Origin of the sequence: Mediterraneibacter sp. 210702-DFI.5.30, from assembly GCF_020560115.1 — a bacterium.
Classification (GTDB): Bacteria; Bacillota; Clostridia; order Lachnospirales; family Lachnospiraceae; genus Mediterraneibacter; species Mediterraneibacter faecis.
Genome location: NZ_JAJCME010000010.1, coordinates 1 through 16,848 on the forward strand (window position 1 = coordinate 1; position 16,848 = coordinate 16,848).

Genomic DNA, 16,848 nt, shown 5'->3' on the forward strand with positions numbered 1-16,848 from the left:
CAGCTCAATCATTATCATAGAAGATTTTTATTTACAGACTTTTCTTCATAGTCTCATTGCTTCTGCTGTGATAAACCTGCCCATCGGGAATGTAACATTTCCTGATGGGCAGGTTTTTTAATCTTCTTTCTCTTTTCTTTCATCTGATAATTTAACTTTTTTGCCGGCAATGAGTTTCTGTTTCTCTTTTCTCCCTAACTGCTTAATTGCATATTCCCGTTTCATTGCCTGTTCTTTTGTCTCAAATTCCTCATAATAAGCCAATTCAACTGGCCTCCGTGCCTTCGTATATTTTGCGCCTTTCCCTGAATTGTGCGCCTCCACACGTTTTTCCAGATCATTTGTCCAGCCCGTGTATAACGTTCCGTCACTACATTTTAGCATATATGTATAATTCAAAAACTCACCTCTGCTATCTCCCGCATTACTCTTTCGATGCATGTTATTTACTATATCATGAATCCCTTATCCAAGACCAATACTATATTATCAGGAAAACTTTTCTTAAACTTTTTCCTGTATCCGATACAATATAGTATTGATCCTGCACCCGTAATCAAACTTTTGATTCCTTCATTTTATCCAAACAAATACAACTTTACTCCATAAAATTCATTGGGTCAACCGGCGCCCCGTCTTTCATAATTTCAAAATATAAATTTGGTCCTTCGACACTATAATATTTCGTCGGTGAATTCAGTGTTCCCACTTCCTCTCCGGCTGCAATATAATCTCCAACTGCTGCCGCCACTTCATCCAGCTGGCCATAAACCGCAGTATACCCATTTCCCATATCAAGTGTCACGGTAGTTCCTGTCTGGGCAGTCTGTTCAATACTCTCTACAACTCCTGCTGCCGCTGCGTGGATCACTTCTCCCTGCGTTCCACCAATAATCAGTGCAGGATTATATTTATACTGCTCCAATGTTGGAAAATATACTGTATGATCCATACTAAAACTCAAAAGTGTTGCTCCGCTTGCCGGCCAGGCAAGTGTGCTTTCCTGAGTAAACCACACATTCTGTGTATTTGAAGATGCCGTGCTTTGAATTTCCTCTGTGGATGTATTTCCATTCTCCATACTGTTTTCATTCTCTTGCTGAACATCCTTTTGGGATTCCTGGTTTTCTGCATTATCCTCTTCTGAATCTGTGTCTGTAGGAAGAATATCATCTGTATTCGCCAATGTACTATCATCTTCTGTAAGCTGTTCTGCTGTTGTTTGCACATCTTTGATCTCCTGCTCCATATCTTTTTTGTAATGATTGTATGTGTAGCTCCCAACCATTGTAATTACCGCAACAAAACAAAGTACTGCGCCAACTGCAGCTCCCTTTCCTTTCAAAAAGGCCGGTCTTTCATTTTTATTCATAATCATCACCTCTGGCTATAGCATTGCCTGAAATGATCGATCTTATTCATCTATGTGGTGTAGTTCTGTTCCTTCATAAAAATATTGCAGGATCTCTTCATAATTTTTCCCATCCTTTGCCATTTCCTGTGCAGTCCACTGACTCATTCCGAATCCGTGCCCTTTTCCAACAGTTGCAATCTTCAACCCGTGTGGACTTTCATAAAAAGAAAATGAACTCGAAGGAAGTTTCAGTGCATCACGGAACTGATCTCCTGTACATATCGTCTCTCCAATCCTCATTTTTCTGACATAACCGGAAGAATCCCATTCCTGAATTTCAAAATCTTCGTATCCATACCCATTTTCTGCTTTTTTCTGTTCCTCTGCCACAAGGAATTCTCTGCATCTCTTTTGTATCTCTTTATATTCTATCAAATGTACCTGAATTTCATCTTCTGCCGCCTTGTCAAGCGGACATTCTTTTGCTGTGATGTACGGATAATCTGCATTCCCAAGTACCTCCTGCACGTCTCTGATCTTTCCATTACTGGATTGATGAAACGGTGCCCATGCAAAGGTCTCATGATACCACAGTACAATTCCTTTTGTTTCCTGTGCTGCCTGTTGACATTTTTTCAAATTCTCTTCGTATTTTGTCCCCCACTTTTTCTTCATCTGAGTCTGCGTCAGACATTTATCGAAAAGAGTCTGCTTTTCTTTCTCTGTTCTGTACAACTCTGTACGTAGAACAACCGCCTGTGCCTTCAATGCTTCTATTTCATATCCACCATCTGTTTCTCCTGCGAGCATTTCTGCGAGATACACAGATGCATTATCGCTGTCAGCTCCCTGCACCGCATTTTTTCCGTTTATAAAAACAGAAATGATATAAGGAAGTAAAAACAGTATGATAAGAAATGCAAAAAATGACTTTATTTTATTTCTAATTGTATCATGCATAAAAACAGCCCTCCATACTCTATTGTATGGAAGGCTGTCCTATTTTAGAACTTATCTGGTTCATTCTCCGTGTAATTGCTTATTCGAAAAGGTCCTGTCCTGATGGAACTTCAACCTTCTCTAGATGCCAGATATCACGCACATACTCCTCGATTGTTCTGTCAGATGTGAACTTACCGCTGCATGCTGTGTTCATCATTGCCATCTTAGACCATCTCTGCTGATCTCTGTAAGCTTCTTCTACTCTCTTCTGTGCATCTGCATAAGAACGGAAGTCTTTCAGAATGAAGTAAGTATCCGCTTTGTCTGTACACTGTGTATTCAGCAGTGAGTTATACAGATTGATATACATGTTGTGATCACCGTTAGAATATGTTCCATCCATCAGCTGATCTACGACACGTTTGATCTCCCAATCATTAAAGTAAACATCTGTTGGGTTGTAACCGCCATTGTTCTCGTAATTGATTACTTCCTGTGAACTCAGACCGAAGATAAATGCATTCTCTTCTCCAACTTCATGAACGATCTCTACATTTGCTCCGTCCATTGTTCCGAGTGTCGGTGCACCGTTCAACATGAACTTCATGTTACCTGTACCGGATGCCTCTTTGGAAGCTGTTGAGATCTGTTCGCTGACATCTGCTGCTGCGAAAAGAATCTCTGCATTGGATACTCTGTAGTCTTCGATAAATACAACTTTCAGCTTTCCGTTGATGCTTCTGTCGTTATTTACAACATCTGCTACGGAGTTGATCAGTTTGATTGTCTCTTTCGCACGAAGGTATCCTGCTGCCGCCTTTGCTCCGAAGATAAATGTTCTTGGGTAGAAGGACATCTCCGGATGCTCTTTGATCTGATTGTACAGATACATGATATGCAGGATATTTAACAGCTGACGTTTGTACTCATGCAGACGTTTTACCTGAATGTCAAAGATAGAGCGAGGATCTACATCGATTCCGTTATGCTCTTTGATATATTTCGCAAGGCGAACTTTATTCTGGTATTTAATTTCCATAAATTCACGTCTTGCGTCTTCGTCTTCAACAAGTGGTTTCAGCTTTGCAATCTGAGACAGATCTGTGATCCATCCGTCACCGATCTTATCTGTGATCCAATCAGCAAGAAGTGGGTTTCCATGTGCGAGGAAACGTCTCTGTGTGATTCCGTTTGTCTTATTGTTGAATTTCTCAGGCATCATCTGATAGAAATCTTTCAGTTCCTGTTTCTCAAGGATCTCTGTATGAAGCTGTGCAACACCATTTACAGAGAATCCTGCAACGATTGCCATGTTAGCCATACGAACCTGTCCGTTCATAAGGATTGCCATTTTGCGGACTTTCTCTTCATTTCCCGGATACATTTCGCGAACTTTGATCAGGAAACGACGATCGATCTCCTGGACAATCTGGTAAATACGTGGAAGCAATTTAGAGAACAGGTCGATTGGCCATTTCTCAAGTGCCTCTGCCATGATTGTATGGTTTGTATAAGCACAGGTCTTGCTTGTAACTTCCCATGCATCTTCCCAGCTTAATCCTTCTACGTCGATCAAAAGACGCATCAGTTCCGGAACTGCAACTGTCGGATGTGTATCGTTCATCTGAATAACAACTTTCTCGTACAGTTTTCTAATGTCTCCATGTTTTTTCTTATATTTCTCAATCAGAGCCTGAAGACTTGCAGAAATAAAGAAATACTGCTGTTTCAAACGAAGCTCTTTTCCTGAATAATGGTTATCGTTTGGATAAAGGACATCAACGATCAATTTCGCAAGGTTCTCCTGCTCTACTGCTTTGTGATAATTACCTCTGTCAAACTCATCAAGTTTGAAGTCTGTAATCGGTTTTGCATCCCATACACGCAGTGTATTTACTACATGATTACCATATCCTACGATTGGCATATCATACGGAACAGCCATAACAGACTCATAATTTTCCTGGATAAATTTATCTTTTCCTGTTACAGGATCTTTCTCGAAACGGATATTTCCGCCAAAGCGTACTTCTTTTGCGTATTCTTCACGGCGAATTTCAAATGGATTTCCTTCTTTCAGCCAGTTGTCCGGAACCTCCACCTGATATCCATCTTTGATTTTCTGTTTGAACATTCCATAACGGTAACGGATTCCACATCCATATGCAGGATAGTTCAATGTTGCAAGAGAATCAAGGAAACATGCTGCAAGACGTCCAAGACCACCATTTCCAAGAGCCGCATCCGGCTCCTGGTCTTCAATCACGTTCAGATCAATATTCATCTCTTCCAGTGCTTCTTTTACATCTTTATATGCTGTCATATTGATGAGGTTGTTACCAAGTGCACGTCCCATAAGGAACTCCATTGACATGTAGTATACTGTCTTGGCGTCTGTCTCATCATATCTTTTCTGTGTCTCAATCCAATCATCGATAATAACATCTTTGACTGCATAGGATACTGCCTGGAATAGCTGCTGCGGTGTAGCTTCATCGATTGTTTTTCTATAAAGTGTCTTAACGTTATCCTTTACTGCCGCTTTAAAAGCCTTTTTCTCGAATCTTTTACTGAACATGTTTATTACTCTCCTTTTTTCTCAACACCCATTGTAACTGCTTCGCCGTTGATCTTCCATTCTTTCACGTAACCAGCCGGCTGTGCTTTTACAACTTCATCCGCAAGTACCTCACCTGCGATCAGTGTATTGTTCTTTTCGAAGACAGCTTCTGCCTTTTCACTACCCTCGTATGTAACTTTGATTCTGTCCATAACTTCGAAATCAGCTTCTTTTCTCATTGTCTGGATCTTGCTGATGATCTCACGTACAAATCCCTCTTCCAGCAGCTCTGGTGACAGGTTTGTATCGAGAACAACTGTAATTCCGTTGTCATTTACAGATTCATATCCTTCAATCTGTGCTGTATCGATCAGAAGATCTTCCTTGAAAAGTTCAATTTCCTGTCCGTTTACATCCAGTTTGAGTGCACCTGTAGCGTTGAGCTCATCCATTGCTGCATTTCCATCGATGTCGTTAAGCGCCGCTTTGATACCACCTAACATCTTACCATATTTCGGTCCGACTGTCTTTAATTGTGGTTTAAAACTATAAGAAGTAAAGTCTCTTACATCATCTGTAAATTTAACATTTTTAACATTCAGCTCGTCTGCAACGATCTCCTGATAGAATTCCGGAAGATCAAAGTCTGCTTTCACAAACATCTTTCCGATCGGCTGACGGTTCTTGATGTTGGATGCATTACGGCATGCACGTCCCATAACAACAAGGTCAAGAACATGTTCCATGTTATTTTCAAGTTCTTTGTCAATCTGATCTTCATGAACTTCTGGGAAGTCACAAAGGTGAATACTTTCCGGAGCATCCTTATCAATGCTGCGAACCAGGTTCTGATAAATCTCTTCTGTCATGAACGGGATCATCGGAGCTGCTGCCTTAGATACTGTAACAAGAGCTGTGTACAGAGTCATGTAAGCATTGATCTTATCCTGCTCCATTCCCTTTGCCCAGAAACGCTCACGGCTTCTTCTTACATACCAGTTACTCAGATCATCTACGAAATCCTGAAGCACACGTGCTGCCTCTGGGATTCTGTAATTGCCAAGATTATAATCTACATCTTTTACCATTGTGTTCATCTTGGAGAGGATCCACTTATCCATAACCGGAAGTTTATCATATTCCAGAGTATATTTTGTTGCATCAAAATTATCAATGTTCGCATAAAGCACGAAGAATGCATAAGTATTCCAAAGTGTTCCCATGAACTTACGCTGTCCTTCCTGAACGGCTTTTCCGTGGAAACGGTTCGGAAGCCACGGAGCACTGTTGATGTAGAAATACCAGCGGATTGCATCTGCTCCGTATTTCTCAAGTGCATCAAACGGATCGACCGCATTTCCTTTAGACTTACTCATCTTCTGTCCATTTTCATCCTGAACATGTCCAAGAACGATAACATTCTTATATGGAGCCTTGTTGAACAGCAGTGTTGAAATAGCAAGCAGTGAGTAGAACCATCCTCTTGTCTGGTCTACAGCCTCAGAAATAAAGTCTGCCGGGAACTGTCTCTCAAACAGATCCTGATTTTCAAATGGATAATGATGCTGTGCAAATGGCATGGATCCACTGTCGAACCAGCAGTCGATAACTTCCGGTACTCTGTGCATCTCTTTACCACACTCCGGACACTTGATTGTTACAGCATCGATGTATGGGCGGTGAAGCTCAATATCATCCGGGCAGTTATCAGACATTGATTTCAGTTCTTCAATGCTTCCGATAGAGTGCATATGTCCACACTCACACTGCCAGATATTCAGTGGTGTTCCCCAGTAACGGTTACGGCTGATTCCCCAGTCCTGAACGTTCTCGATCCAGTCACCGAAACGTCCTTTACCGATACTTTCCGGAATCCAGTTAATTGTGTTATTATTTCTGATCAGATCTTCGCGAACTGCTGTCATCTTGATGAACCAGGACTCACGAGCGTAGTAGATCAGCGGAGTATCACATCTCCAGCAGTGAGGATAGCTATGCTCGAACTTCGGTGCATCATAGAGAAGTCCTCTTGCATCCAGATCTTTTAATACTTCCGGATCAGCCTTCTTCACAAACAGACCGGCGAACGGTGTAGATTCTGCCATATCACCCTTCTCATCTACAAGCTGTACGAATGGAAGATCATATTTTCTTCCTACATTCGCATCATCTTCACCAAATGCTGGTGCGATATGAACGACTCCTGTACCATCTGTCAGAGTTACATATTCATCACATACAACATAGAATGCTTTCTTGTGCTGTTTTGCAGCCTCGTCTGCTGCACACTGATACAACGGCTCATACTCTTTTCCTTCCAGATCAGTTCCCTTGTAAGTCTCAAGAATTTCATAAGCATCTTTGCCTTCTTCTGCAAGTCTTCCAAGAACTGTATCAAGCAGTGCGCAAGCCATATAATATACATGTCCGTCTGCTGCCTTAACCTTTGCGTAATCTTCTTTCGGATTTACACAAAGTGCAAGGTTGGATGGAAGTGTCCAAGGTGTTGTTGTCCATGCAAGAATATATGCATCTTCATCTTTTACTTTAAAACGAACGATTGCTGAACGCTCCTTAACATCCTTGTATCCCTGTGCAACTTCCTGTGCGGAAAGCGGTGTTCCACAACGCGGGCAGTAAGGAACGATCTTAAATCCTTTGTAAAGGAGTCCCTTATCCCAGATCTGCTTCAGAGCCCACCATTCAGACTCAATAAAGTTGTTATCATAAGTTACATATGGGTGCTCCATGTCAGCCCAGAATCCAACTGTACCGGAGAAATTCTCCCACATTCCTTTGTATTTCCATACACTCTCTTTACATTTCTTGATAAATGGTTCAAGACCATATTTCTCAATCTGATCTTTTCCATCAAGACCAAGAAGCTTCTCAACTTCAAGCTCTACCGGAAGACCATGTGTATCCCATCCGGCCTTTCTTGGAACCATATATCCTTTCATTGTACGGTATCTCGGGATCATATCCTTAATAACACGAGTTAAAACGTGTCCGATATGCGGTTTACCATTTGCTGTCGGAGGTCCGTCATAGAAAATATAATCCGGACATCCTTCTTTTTCATCCATACTTTTCTGGAAGATTTCATTATCATCCCAGAACTTTTCAACTTCTTTTTCACGGCTGACAAAATTCATGTCAGTTGAAACTTTCTTATACATGTTCTTATCCTTTCCTGAGTTTATTTTATGATTCTTAAAAAAAGAAAGGCTTCCGTCCTGTAATAGGACGAAAGCCTGAACTTCTCTCGTTAAACCACCTGTTACATCATACTTAGGTCTGATTTCTGACCTGCATATGGTATCCTTTAACGCCGGACACGCGTCAGTCCTTACTCTCTCTTTCTGCAGAAACCTCTTTTCTGCATCTGTTTCAGGAACTGCTGCTCTGGAGTGATCTTCAAAAATCTCTTACTTGCACCGGACTCCCACCATCTCCGGCTCGCTGTAACGTTCGGATAAATCCTACTGTCTCCGTCATCGCTTTACCTGTGAACTTCTACACACGGCTTATTATAAAGAGATTCTTGGCTCTAGTCAAGGTTTATTATGATAAAAAAAGTGCGAAAAAACGTTGTTTTCAGCGTTCTTTCGCAAATTTCTGTTTTCTTATCTGCGGCGTTTCTTCTTTCTTTTCACATTACCACTCTTTGCATTTCTTCTTTTTCCTTTTTTTCTTCTGCGACGTCTTATCTGCTTCCGGTAATTCGCAAGTACAACAATGATGATCAATAAAATCACAACTGCAATTACAACTCCGATCACAATTTTCATAAACTTTGAAATCCCGGTTACGACAGTTGAAGTTGTCTTATCTTTCTTTTTTTCCAAAACAGCTGCACTGCTTTCCTCTGTTTTTTCTATCGCAGCTTTCACACTGCCTACTTCCTGCCCTTTATAAGTAAATGTTACTATTCCGGATCCATCCTTGTTGCTGTCTTCCTTCACTTCTGCTTTCACATCAGAAAATTGTGCACTCTTCGGAAGTACAATATAAGCATCTTCGTCTTCATAAGACTTCACACCTTCCGGAAGCTTCTGATCCTTCAAAGATATTTTTGAAAAATTACTGTAAGCATAATCAAACATGGCACGAGTATCTATATAAGCATCATTTCCAAAATCATAAAGTACCACCGCAACAAGCTGCATATCTCCGTTATCTGCCATTGTCACAAGCGTTGTTCTTGCCTGATCTGTGTAGCCGGTCTTACCGCCCTTGCAGTATTCATAATAATTATCATTCTGTGGCCAGAGCATCTTGTGCTTCTGCTGAAAAGTACGTTCTTCATTCACCAGATTCGTTGCCGGAATCGTATGGCTTAACGATTGGGAAATTGTCCGGAACGCTTCCTTCTGATAAACTGCTGCACCAATTCTTGCCATATCATGCGCCGTTGTATAATGTTGTTCATCATGAAGTCCGTTCGCATTCGTCCAGTGTGAACCTGTACATCCAAGTTTTTCTGACTCATCATTCATCGCCTGAATAAATGTGTCATAACCCCCACCCATCTTCTTGCCAACACTCTCAGCTACTGCATAAGAGACCTCATTTGCCGATGCCAGAAGAACGGCATAGAGCGCATCTTCCATACTGATCTGCTCCCCCGGCGTCATGCCGATATGGGCATCGCCATATTCCAGAAAGGAGATGCTGTCCTGGGAAAATTCTACCGTATCTGTAAGCTCTGCATTGTCCAACGCAACCAATGTTGTCAGAAGTTTTGTAATACTCGCCGGATAATGCTTCTTTTCAATCTGCTTGCTATATAAAACCGCCCCACTATTCATATCCATAACGATTGCGGAATCCGCATAAGTTGCCGGTCCCTGTGGCCAGTTCTCCACACTGTTTGAATCTGGTGCGATCGCATAACATTTCTGACGCTGTGTCTCCCTGTCTTCTTCCTCTGTCTGAGTTGAATCTGTTGTGGCTGCCGCCGTTTCTTCCTCAGCAAATGTCTGTACTGCCGGCATTAATATCATAGATGCCGCCAGAAAAAGAGACAGACAGCGCTTTCCGTATTTCTTAAAATTTATCATAAAGGAAATCCTCCGGTTGTTTGAATTCATAACGCAAAAATCCCCACAGACCTTTCATCTGTGGGGAATCTGTGACTATTATTATAATTCTACTAAAAGTTTTTTTCAATAGTCCGGAGGCTATTTTCTTTCAACTATCGAATCTCTTCCATCATGATTTCTGCTCCCGCAGCCTCTACCGCAAGACTGTCTTTCTGTGGATAGAACCGTGTGGTGAATACATACTCTCCATTATTTACAAATACTTCCACAGAGGATTTATCCACAAGAATTTCAACACTTGAAATTTTATCTACATCAACATAACGCATTCCTCTTCCTGCAGATACAGAATTTTTTTCCTGACTTGTGAAATGCATCTCAAATCTTCCATTTTTGTACTCAAGAATCAATTCTTCATCAATCACTGTCCTGAATTCATTGTTCTGAATGCCCAAGATATTCACATCATAGACTTTATATCCATCTTTTTTCAACATTCCGGCTGACTTATCCACAAAAGTTTTCCTCTTCTGTAATTCTCTGACAGGTCTCTGACGAACTTTACCGTCTTCTACAAACACTTCTCTCGGGAAAGTGAAACAATGCTGCCACCCTTCTGCGATCGTCAGATTAGTATATTCTTCACAATCCGGCATTCCCATCCAGCTGATGTGAACCCTTCTTCCATCTTCATTCTCAAAACTCTGCGGTGCATAGAAATCAAATCCGTAATCCCAAAGCATGTATTCTGAAAGTTTATAATCATCTAAAATATTTCCATCAACCATGAAATATCCTGACTGATAAACATTTCTGTCATCCCATACTCCGCCTTCAAGTCCCTGCACAGAAGCAGAAAGAATTTTTGTTCCATCTACCTCAAAGTAATCCGGGCATTCCCACATATAACCAAACGGTTTCTTTGATTCCACACGGCTTCTGAACTTCCAGTTAATCTTATCTTTTGACTCGAAGATCAATGCCTGTCCGACATCTTCTTTTGTACGTGCACCCTGAATCATGTAGTAAGTATCTCCGTCTTTCCACACCTTCGGATCGCGCACATGGCAAGTCAGATCTGACGGGTAATCCACATTTCTCATCAGTTCTTTTTTTGATCCAAATGTCTTTCCATCCTCACTGACAACAAGAACCGTATTTGACTCGCGTCCTGTGTTGATATAGTCAAAATCTCCGTCTTCCAGCTTTACATTGCCTGTATAGTAAACATACATTTTGTCATCTTCGATAAATGCTGATCCGGAGTATACACCATGACAGTCAAATGGCTGATCCGGATATAACTTTACTCCCTGGTATTCCCAGTCGATCATATCTTTGCTTGTATAGTGCCCCCACATCTTCACGCCGCCTTCGGCATTAAATGGAGAATACTGAAAAAATGCATGATAGATCCCATTCAACTGGCACAATCCGTTCGGATCATTGAGCCAGCCAACAGGAGGCATCAGATGCAACTTCTCACGATAATCCGCTCCTTCTTTCTGCTCTTTTTCTTTCATCATCTCTTCCGTCATATCTACCAGTTTGATCAGATCCCTTGTTAATGCATTCATGCTCTTGTCTCCCTTTTTCCATTTACAGCCGTTCTATTCTGCAAGAATTCTTCTTTGAATAAAACGGCTGTATCTTTTTAATCACTGTTCAATTTATTTCTCAATCTTCATTGCGAGATCAGCTGTTGTAACTGTTCCCGCTGCTGTCTTCTCTACTTTGCTGAAGTCATCTGCATTCGTCAGTATCATCATCGTAGTTGTCGGATGTCCTGCTGCTTTGATAGCATCCAGATCTGCTTCGATCAGCACATCGCCCTTACGAACCTTTGCTCCGTCTGCTACCTTCTTTACAAATCCTTTTCCATCCATGGAAACTGTATCAATTCCAATGTGGATCAGAAGCTCTGCTCCTGCTTCCGTTGCGATGCATACTGCATGCCCTGTATCGAAGATATTCATTACTTCACCGTCACATGGTGCCACAATCTTTCCATCTGTTGGCTCAACTGCAACAGTTGTTCCAAGCATCTCTGATGCAAATGTCTCATCTGCTACTTCTGCTGTCGCAACAACATTTCCGTTTACCGGGCTTGTAATTTCTTCTGCTGAAACATTTTCTGCTTCTACTACATTCTCTGTCTCTTCTGTTTTCTCAACTGTTGTCTCTGTTGCAGCTGTCTTAACTACCGGCTCTTTATCTTTGTAAATCATGAAGGAGATCACAAATGCTACTCCTACTGAAATTGCCATCTCGATAATGTACTGAAGCGGCTGATTCAGGCAAAGCAGGATACCGAAGATACCTGTTACTCCAGTTCCTTTTGCTCCAAGATGTACAAGTGATGCATACAATGCTCCGCATCCTCCACCAATACATCCCGCGATAAATGGTTTGAAGAATCTTAAGTTTACACCAAAGATTGCCGGCTCTGTGATTCCCATGAATGCACTCAGTGATGACGGAAGTGCAAGGGATTTAATCTTCTGATCTTTTGACTTAACGCCAACTGCCAATGCTGCTGCACCCTGTGCTACATTCGCTGCACTTGCAAGTGGAAGCCAATAAGTTACTCCATATTTTGCCAACTGACCAATATCAATGGCTGTGTACATCTGATGAATACCTGTTACTACTGTCGGTGCATACAAACCTCCCATGATCAGACTTCCAAGTCCGAGCGGAAGTGTCAGCATCCACTGGATTGCTCCGAGGATCGCATTCTCACCCCATACAAAGATCGGTCCTACAATGGAAAGTGTAAGATATCCTGTCACGAATACGCTGACAAGTGGTGTTACAAACAGGTCAAGTGCTGCCGGAACTACCTTGTGCAGCTTCTTCTCTAATACAGAAAGGATCCATACTGCAATAATGATCGGGATTACATGTCCCTGGTATCCAACCATATCGATGTGATACAGTCCGAAGAATACGCTCTGTGTCTGCTGTACACCTTCCGTTGCAACCGTATAAGCGTTCTGCAATGACGGATGAATCATAATCATACCGATAACGGCTCCAAGATACTGGTTTGCACCAAATGCTTTCGCAGCTGAAAATGCAATCAGAATCTGCAGAAATGTATAAGCGATATTACTGAACAGATTCGCAAACACATAAATAGAACTGCTTGTATCAATTGCTAAAAATCCATTTGCATTCATGAAATCTAGCGCATTCATGATTCCCATCAGGAAACCACTTGCTACGATGGCCGGAATGATCGGTACAAAAATATCACCTAACAGCTTGATGGCCTTCATAAACCAGTTCTGCTTCTCTGCCGCTGCTTCCTTTGCCTCAGCTTTTGTGCTTGCTGTAATACCTGCGATCGCGATAAATTCATCAAACACCTTATTCACTGTTCCTGTTCCAAGAATAATCTGAAGCTGTCCAGATGCCTCAAATACTCCCTTTACTCCATCCACATTCTCTATTGCCTCTTTATCTGCCTTACTATTATCTGCGATAACAAGACGAAGACGCGTTGCGCAGTGCGCTGCGGATACAATATTCTTACTTCCACCTACATATCCCAGAATCTCCTGGGCTGTTTTCCTGTAATCCATGATTACTCTCCCTTCCTTCTATGTTTTATGTGTAATCGTTTTCACATCTTATGATTTTATATTAAATAAAAAAATGCCATTTGTAAAGATGGCATTTTTACTAATTCTGATTCTTCTGTTTTGTTTAACTTGCACTATACTCTTAGTTACATTCATTCAAATCTATTCACGATCTGGAATCCCAGCTTCATATGCACCGGCACCGGATTTTTCTCTTCAATCTGTTCAAGTAAGAGCTCTGCCCCCTTGATTCCACTCGTTTTATACCCAAAATGAACCGTTGGAATACCGCCTGTCACAGCCCTTAACATCTGATTATCACCAAATCCTGTGACACAGATACCAGACTGTTCCAAAATGTGTAGCATCCTTGCACCAGAATTCTGAACCGATTCCGGAACCGCCTTTTTACTCTGTGCGATCAATGCCTCAATTGCTCCTGCTGCAATCGTATCTGTTGCGCACGATATGATATCGATTCCATTTTCTTTACTCAACAAATCCACTGCTGCTTCATATCCGCCGCTCATTGTAAATTCTGATTCGCGTCTGTACCGATGGTCATCGAAAGTAATCCCTGCTTCCTGAAGTCCTTTGCGGAACCCGTCTTCTCTGGCAGCACCTGCTGCCTTATCTTCACGAGTAACACCAATATATGCAATCTTGCAATCTTCAGGTCTTCCACCATTCCGCTTCAGTGCTTTCACCGCAACTTCTTGTCCCATTGCTCTTCCCGCACCAAAATCATCATGATAGATACAGCTTGCCATTTCTGTCTCCTGTCCCACAATCACAACCGGAACCTTTGATTCTTTTAAAAATCTCCGATGCTCATCTGTAAGCACTGTACCGATCAGTACAATTCCATCTACCGGATAACTTTCAAAGATTCTCAGATAAGTCAGCTCATTCTTTGGCTGATTATCCGTGCTTGCAAGAAGCATCTGGTACCCTCTTGCCGAAAGAACCTGTTCAATTCCCGCTGTGATCCGGCTGATTGATTCTGAATTGATCTTCGGAGCCACCACACCAACCAGATGTGCGCGTCCGGTTCTTAGGATTCTTGCCTGAGTAGACGGCTGATATCCCGTCTTCTCAATCACTTTACGGATCTGCTCCTTTTTCTGTTCACTCACATATCCGCCATTCAAATATCTTGATACTGCTGCGCTGGACACCCCGGCCATCTGCGCAATCTCTTTTATCGTCATTGTATACTGCCTGCCTTTATTTCCCTGATTTTCGAAATTATCCAGATCCATTTTCGCTCTTTTTCTAGCTTTGACCTGAACCTGAATGACATTCACATTTTAACATTCAACAGACAAATATGCAACGACGTTGCGCTACATCATTCTTTATCTACCTGTTACTGTTCACACGATGTGCGACCAGCAACGCATCTCGCCATTTTAAATCGCCTTTGGCGATGGGGCGAGATGCATTCAAGTCAAAACACGCATCCTCCGTGTCAATCAGCGGAGTGATTGACACGGGAGTGAACAGTAATATCATATAAAAATCCATAAAGTATTACTCTTCCATTCGTCTGATCGTTAGAACAAGTAGATAAGCCAATGATCCTGTTCCACCCCTCTTTTCCTTTTTTCTCAGGAAGACGATACTGCACGGCATGTGCCTTTATATATTCCATCAGTTCTTCCAGATTCTCTTTCTTATAATCTTGTGGATTATAAATAACTTCATCATACGCATCCGTCTCCACACAGGCGAACCACTGGATTTTTTCTGACTGTTCATTCAAATATAGCGTACCTGTTTTGTGCGATTCAAAATACTCCTTTTCTTTATAATTCATCACATCCCCAAACATTGCGCCATTATCCATATGGTGACCATATAATAAACTGTAACTGTCAATAAATTTTCTGTCATTTCTGCTATCCAGAAAAATACTTCCTGAAAGAGCAAACTCTCCATAAATATCCTGATTGATATATTCCAGATTTGTTTCTCCCTGCACAACCGGGTAATCAATCTTTGTTCCGTCTACCGTCAGCCAGGCACACACATCCGGATTGATTTTCTGAAGTTCCTGCAGGGACGGACTTTCATCCGTTTTCCCTGCAGGTTTATATTTCATCAATTCTCCACTGATAAACGCACGTCGGTTGATCTGGCAGGTATCCCATAATGAATATGCACCATAAAGAAGCATAAGAATAATAAAGAGCGCTGCCAGAATTTCCAATATCTTATTTCCCGCTTCTATAACTTTAAAAAACAGCTCTTCCCTCTGCTCCCCTGCCTCCTGACCTTCTGTCGTTTCGTTTATCATGCTCTTTTTCTACGAAAGAAAACTGATCCAAATGCGCCTGCCGCACCCACAAGTAGTACGTATGGTGTGTATTTCTTTGCAACGCCTGTTACTACAGCCGCATCTTTCTCATTCACATACTGAACTACTGTACCTTCTTCTTTTGTAGTTCCTGTCTTTGTTCCGGTCGCAGTTGTTTCTCCATCAATCGTAGTAGTATATCCATCTTTATTCGCATCGGTCTCTGTTACCGTGTATTTATCAGATTCTGTCAATCCATAAATTGTAATTGAACCTGTATCAGAAATCTGATAAGAAGTTTCTGCTTCATTGCTTGTGATGTATTCTGTAAGTGCCTGTGCATTTGCATTTTTCTTCACTACAACTTTGTAGAGTTCTCCCTGTCCACCATTCACCGCAACCTTGAATTCGAAGGATTTATTTTTAACTCCCTGATTACCTGTGATCGTTTTTTTGATCGTCACATCATGCGTTGTATCATTTTCTGCACCATAATCATTGATAAATTCAAGATCACCTTTTTCACCATTATTTTCTGTAATTACATTTCCAACATAAAGTGCTCCATCTGCTCCGTTATATACAAAAAGATAAACATCTCTGCCTGCTGTATCATAATCGATTCCTTCATAAGAGCCTGCATCTTCAGTCACAACATAATGATAAACACCAGCATGTTCAAATACCCCTGCATTAATTTCCAATGTTGCATTCTTGCTGTAAGCTGCTGCCAGTGTATCTTCTCCTGATGGCTGGAATCCGATTGTCTGAGAGGCCGTGATTCCACCTGTCACTCCGGCATATACTACATTATCTCTCCAATTTTCTGCTGCTTCACCATTCTCCACATGAAACGAAAATGAAGTGTTTGGCTGGTATGTATTTCCATCCGTTGTCACCGTTTTCTTCAAATTCAGCTGTGTGATCGGTTCATTTTCCTCGGCTGACGCATTTACCACACAAACTGACATCATCATCATACTCGCCATTGCCATTGCTGAAATACGTCCTGCTGTTTTCTTATTCATAATCTCTACCTCACTTTTTACTCTGATTTCCGG

At 41.6% G+C, this 16,848-nt stretch carries 11 protein-coding genes; all 11 read right to left on the minus strand.

From position 1 onward, the window contains the following. Window positions 1-117 precede the first annotated feature (117 nt). On the minus strand, window positions 118-399 hold the full coding sequence (locus LI126_RS10770) for a GIY-YIG nuclease family protein (protein ID WP_055145063.1): 282 nt from the start codon (window positions 397-399) through the stop codon (window positions 118-120). Window positions 400-598: 199 nt separating this feature from the next. Continuing rightward, on the minus strand, window positions 599-1,372 hold the full coding sequence (locus tag LI126_RS10775; protein WP_227165370.1) for a M23 family metallopeptidase: 774 nt from the start codon (window positions 1,370-1,372) through the stop codon (window positions 599-601). Window positions 1,373-1,414: 42 nt separating this feature from the next. Continuing rightward, window positions 1,415-2,314, minus strand: a complete 900-nt coding sequence (locus tag LI126_RS10780; RefSeq protein WP_227165371.1) for a SpoIID/LytB domain-containing protein — start codon at window positions 2,312-2,314, stop codon at window positions 1,415-1,417. Between the two features lie 79 nt (window positions 2,315-2,393). Continuing rightward, window positions 2,394-4,874, minus strand: coding sequence for a glycogen/starch/alpha-glucan phosphorylase (locus LI126_RS10785; protein WP_155203402.1), 2,481 nt, complete (start codon window positions 4,872-4,874; stop codon window positions 2,394-2,396). Window positions 4,875-4,879: 5 nt separating this feature from the next. Continuing rightward, a complete protein-coding gene (ileS, locus tag LI126_RS10790) occupies window positions 4,880-8,035 on the minus strand; it encodes an isoleucine--tRNA ligase (protein WP_227165372.1) in 3,156 nt (1,051 codons plus the stop codon). A 447-nt stretch (window positions 8,036-8,482) separates the two neighbouring features. Beyond that, window positions 8,483-9,919 (minus strand): D-alanyl-D-alanine carboxypeptidase family protein, encoded by a 1,437-nt coding sequence (locus LI126_RS10795; protein WP_227165373.1) that lies wholly within the window; start codon window positions 9,917-9,919, stop codon window positions 8,483-8,485. A gap of 134 nt (window positions 9,920-10,053) precedes the next feature. Beyond that, on the minus strand, window positions 10,054-11,478 hold the full coding sequence (locus tag LI126_RS10800) for a glycoside hydrolase family 32 protein (RefSeq protein WP_227165374.1): 1,425 nt from the start codon (window positions 11,476-11,478) through the stop codon (window positions 10,054-10,056). 93 nt (window positions 11,479-11,571) lie between these two features. Next, window positions 11,572-13,488 carry a PTS beta-glucoside transporter subunit IIBCA gene (locus LI126_RS10805; protein WP_227165375.1) on the minus strand — a complete coding sequence of 639 codons (1,917 nt, stop codon included), beginning with the start codon at window positions 13,486-13,488 and terminating at the stop codon, window positions 11,572-11,574. A gap of 152 nt (window positions 13,489-13,640) precedes the next feature. Continuing rightward, window positions 13,641-14,750: a LacI family DNA-binding transcriptional regulator gene (locus LI126_RS10810; protein ID WP_227165376.1), complete on the minus strand. Its 1,110-nt coding sequence runs from the start codon at window positions 14,748-14,750 to the stop codon at window positions 13,641-13,643. Window positions 14,751-14,959: 209 nt separating this feature from the next. After that, window positions 14,960-15,787, minus strand: coding sequence for a class B sortase (gene srtB / locus LI126_RS10815; RefSeq protein ID WP_055165965.1), 828 nt, complete (start codon window positions 15,785-15,787; stop codon window positions 14,960-14,962). Further along, window positions 15,784-16,815, minus strand: a complete 1,032-nt coding sequence (locus tag LI126_RS10820) for a DUF7601 domain-containing protein (protein ID WP_227165377.1) — start codon at window positions 16,813-16,815, stop codon at window positions 15,784-15,786. The genes srtB and LI126_RS10820 overlap by 4 nt, the downstream gene beginning before the upstream one ends. Window positions 16,816-16,848: the final 33 nt, after the last annotated feature.

Bases quoted from the DNA above. Each gene is read 5' to 3' on its own strand.
- LI126_RS10775 (WP_227165370.1), bottom strand. From the start codon at position 1,372: ATGAATAAAAATGAAAGACCGGCCTTTTTGAAAGGAAAGGGAGCTGCA.
- LI126_RS10810 (WP_227165376.1), bottom strand. From the start codon at position 14,750: ATGGATCTGGATAATTTCGAAAATCAGGGAAATAAAGGCAGGCAGTAT.
- LI126_RS10805 (WP_227165375.1), bottom strand. From the start codon at position 13,488: ATGGATTACAGGAAAACAGCCCAGGAGATTCTGGGATATGTAGGTGGA.
- LI126_RS10785 (WP_155203402.1), bottom strand. From the start codon at position 4,874: ATGTTCAGTAAAAGATTCGAGAAAAAGGCTTTTAAAGCGGCAGTAAAG.
- ileS (WP_227165372.1), bottom strand. From the start codon at position 8,035: ATGTATAAGAAAGTTTCAACTGACATGAATTTTGTCAGCCGTGAAAAA.
- LI126_RS10800 (WP_227165374.1), bottom strand. From the start codon at position 11,478: ATGAATGCATTAACAAGGGATCTGATCAAACTGGTAGATATGACGGAA.
- srtB (WP_055165965.1), bottom strand. From the start codon at position 15,787: ATGATAAACGAAACGACAGAAGGTCAGGAGGCAGGGGAGCAGAGGGAA.
- LI126_RS10780 (WP_227165371.1), bottom strand. From the start codon at position 2,314: ATGCATGATACAATTAGAAATAAAATAAAGTCATTTTTTGCATTTCTT.
- LI126_RS10820 (WP_227165377.1), bottom strand. From the start codon at position 16,815: ATGAATAAGAAAACAGCAGGACGTATTTCAGCAATGGCAATGGCGAGT.
- LI126_RS10795 (WP_227165373.1), bottom strand. From the start codon at position 9,919: ATGATAAATTTTAAGAAATACGGAAAGCGCTGTCTGTCTCTTTTTCTG.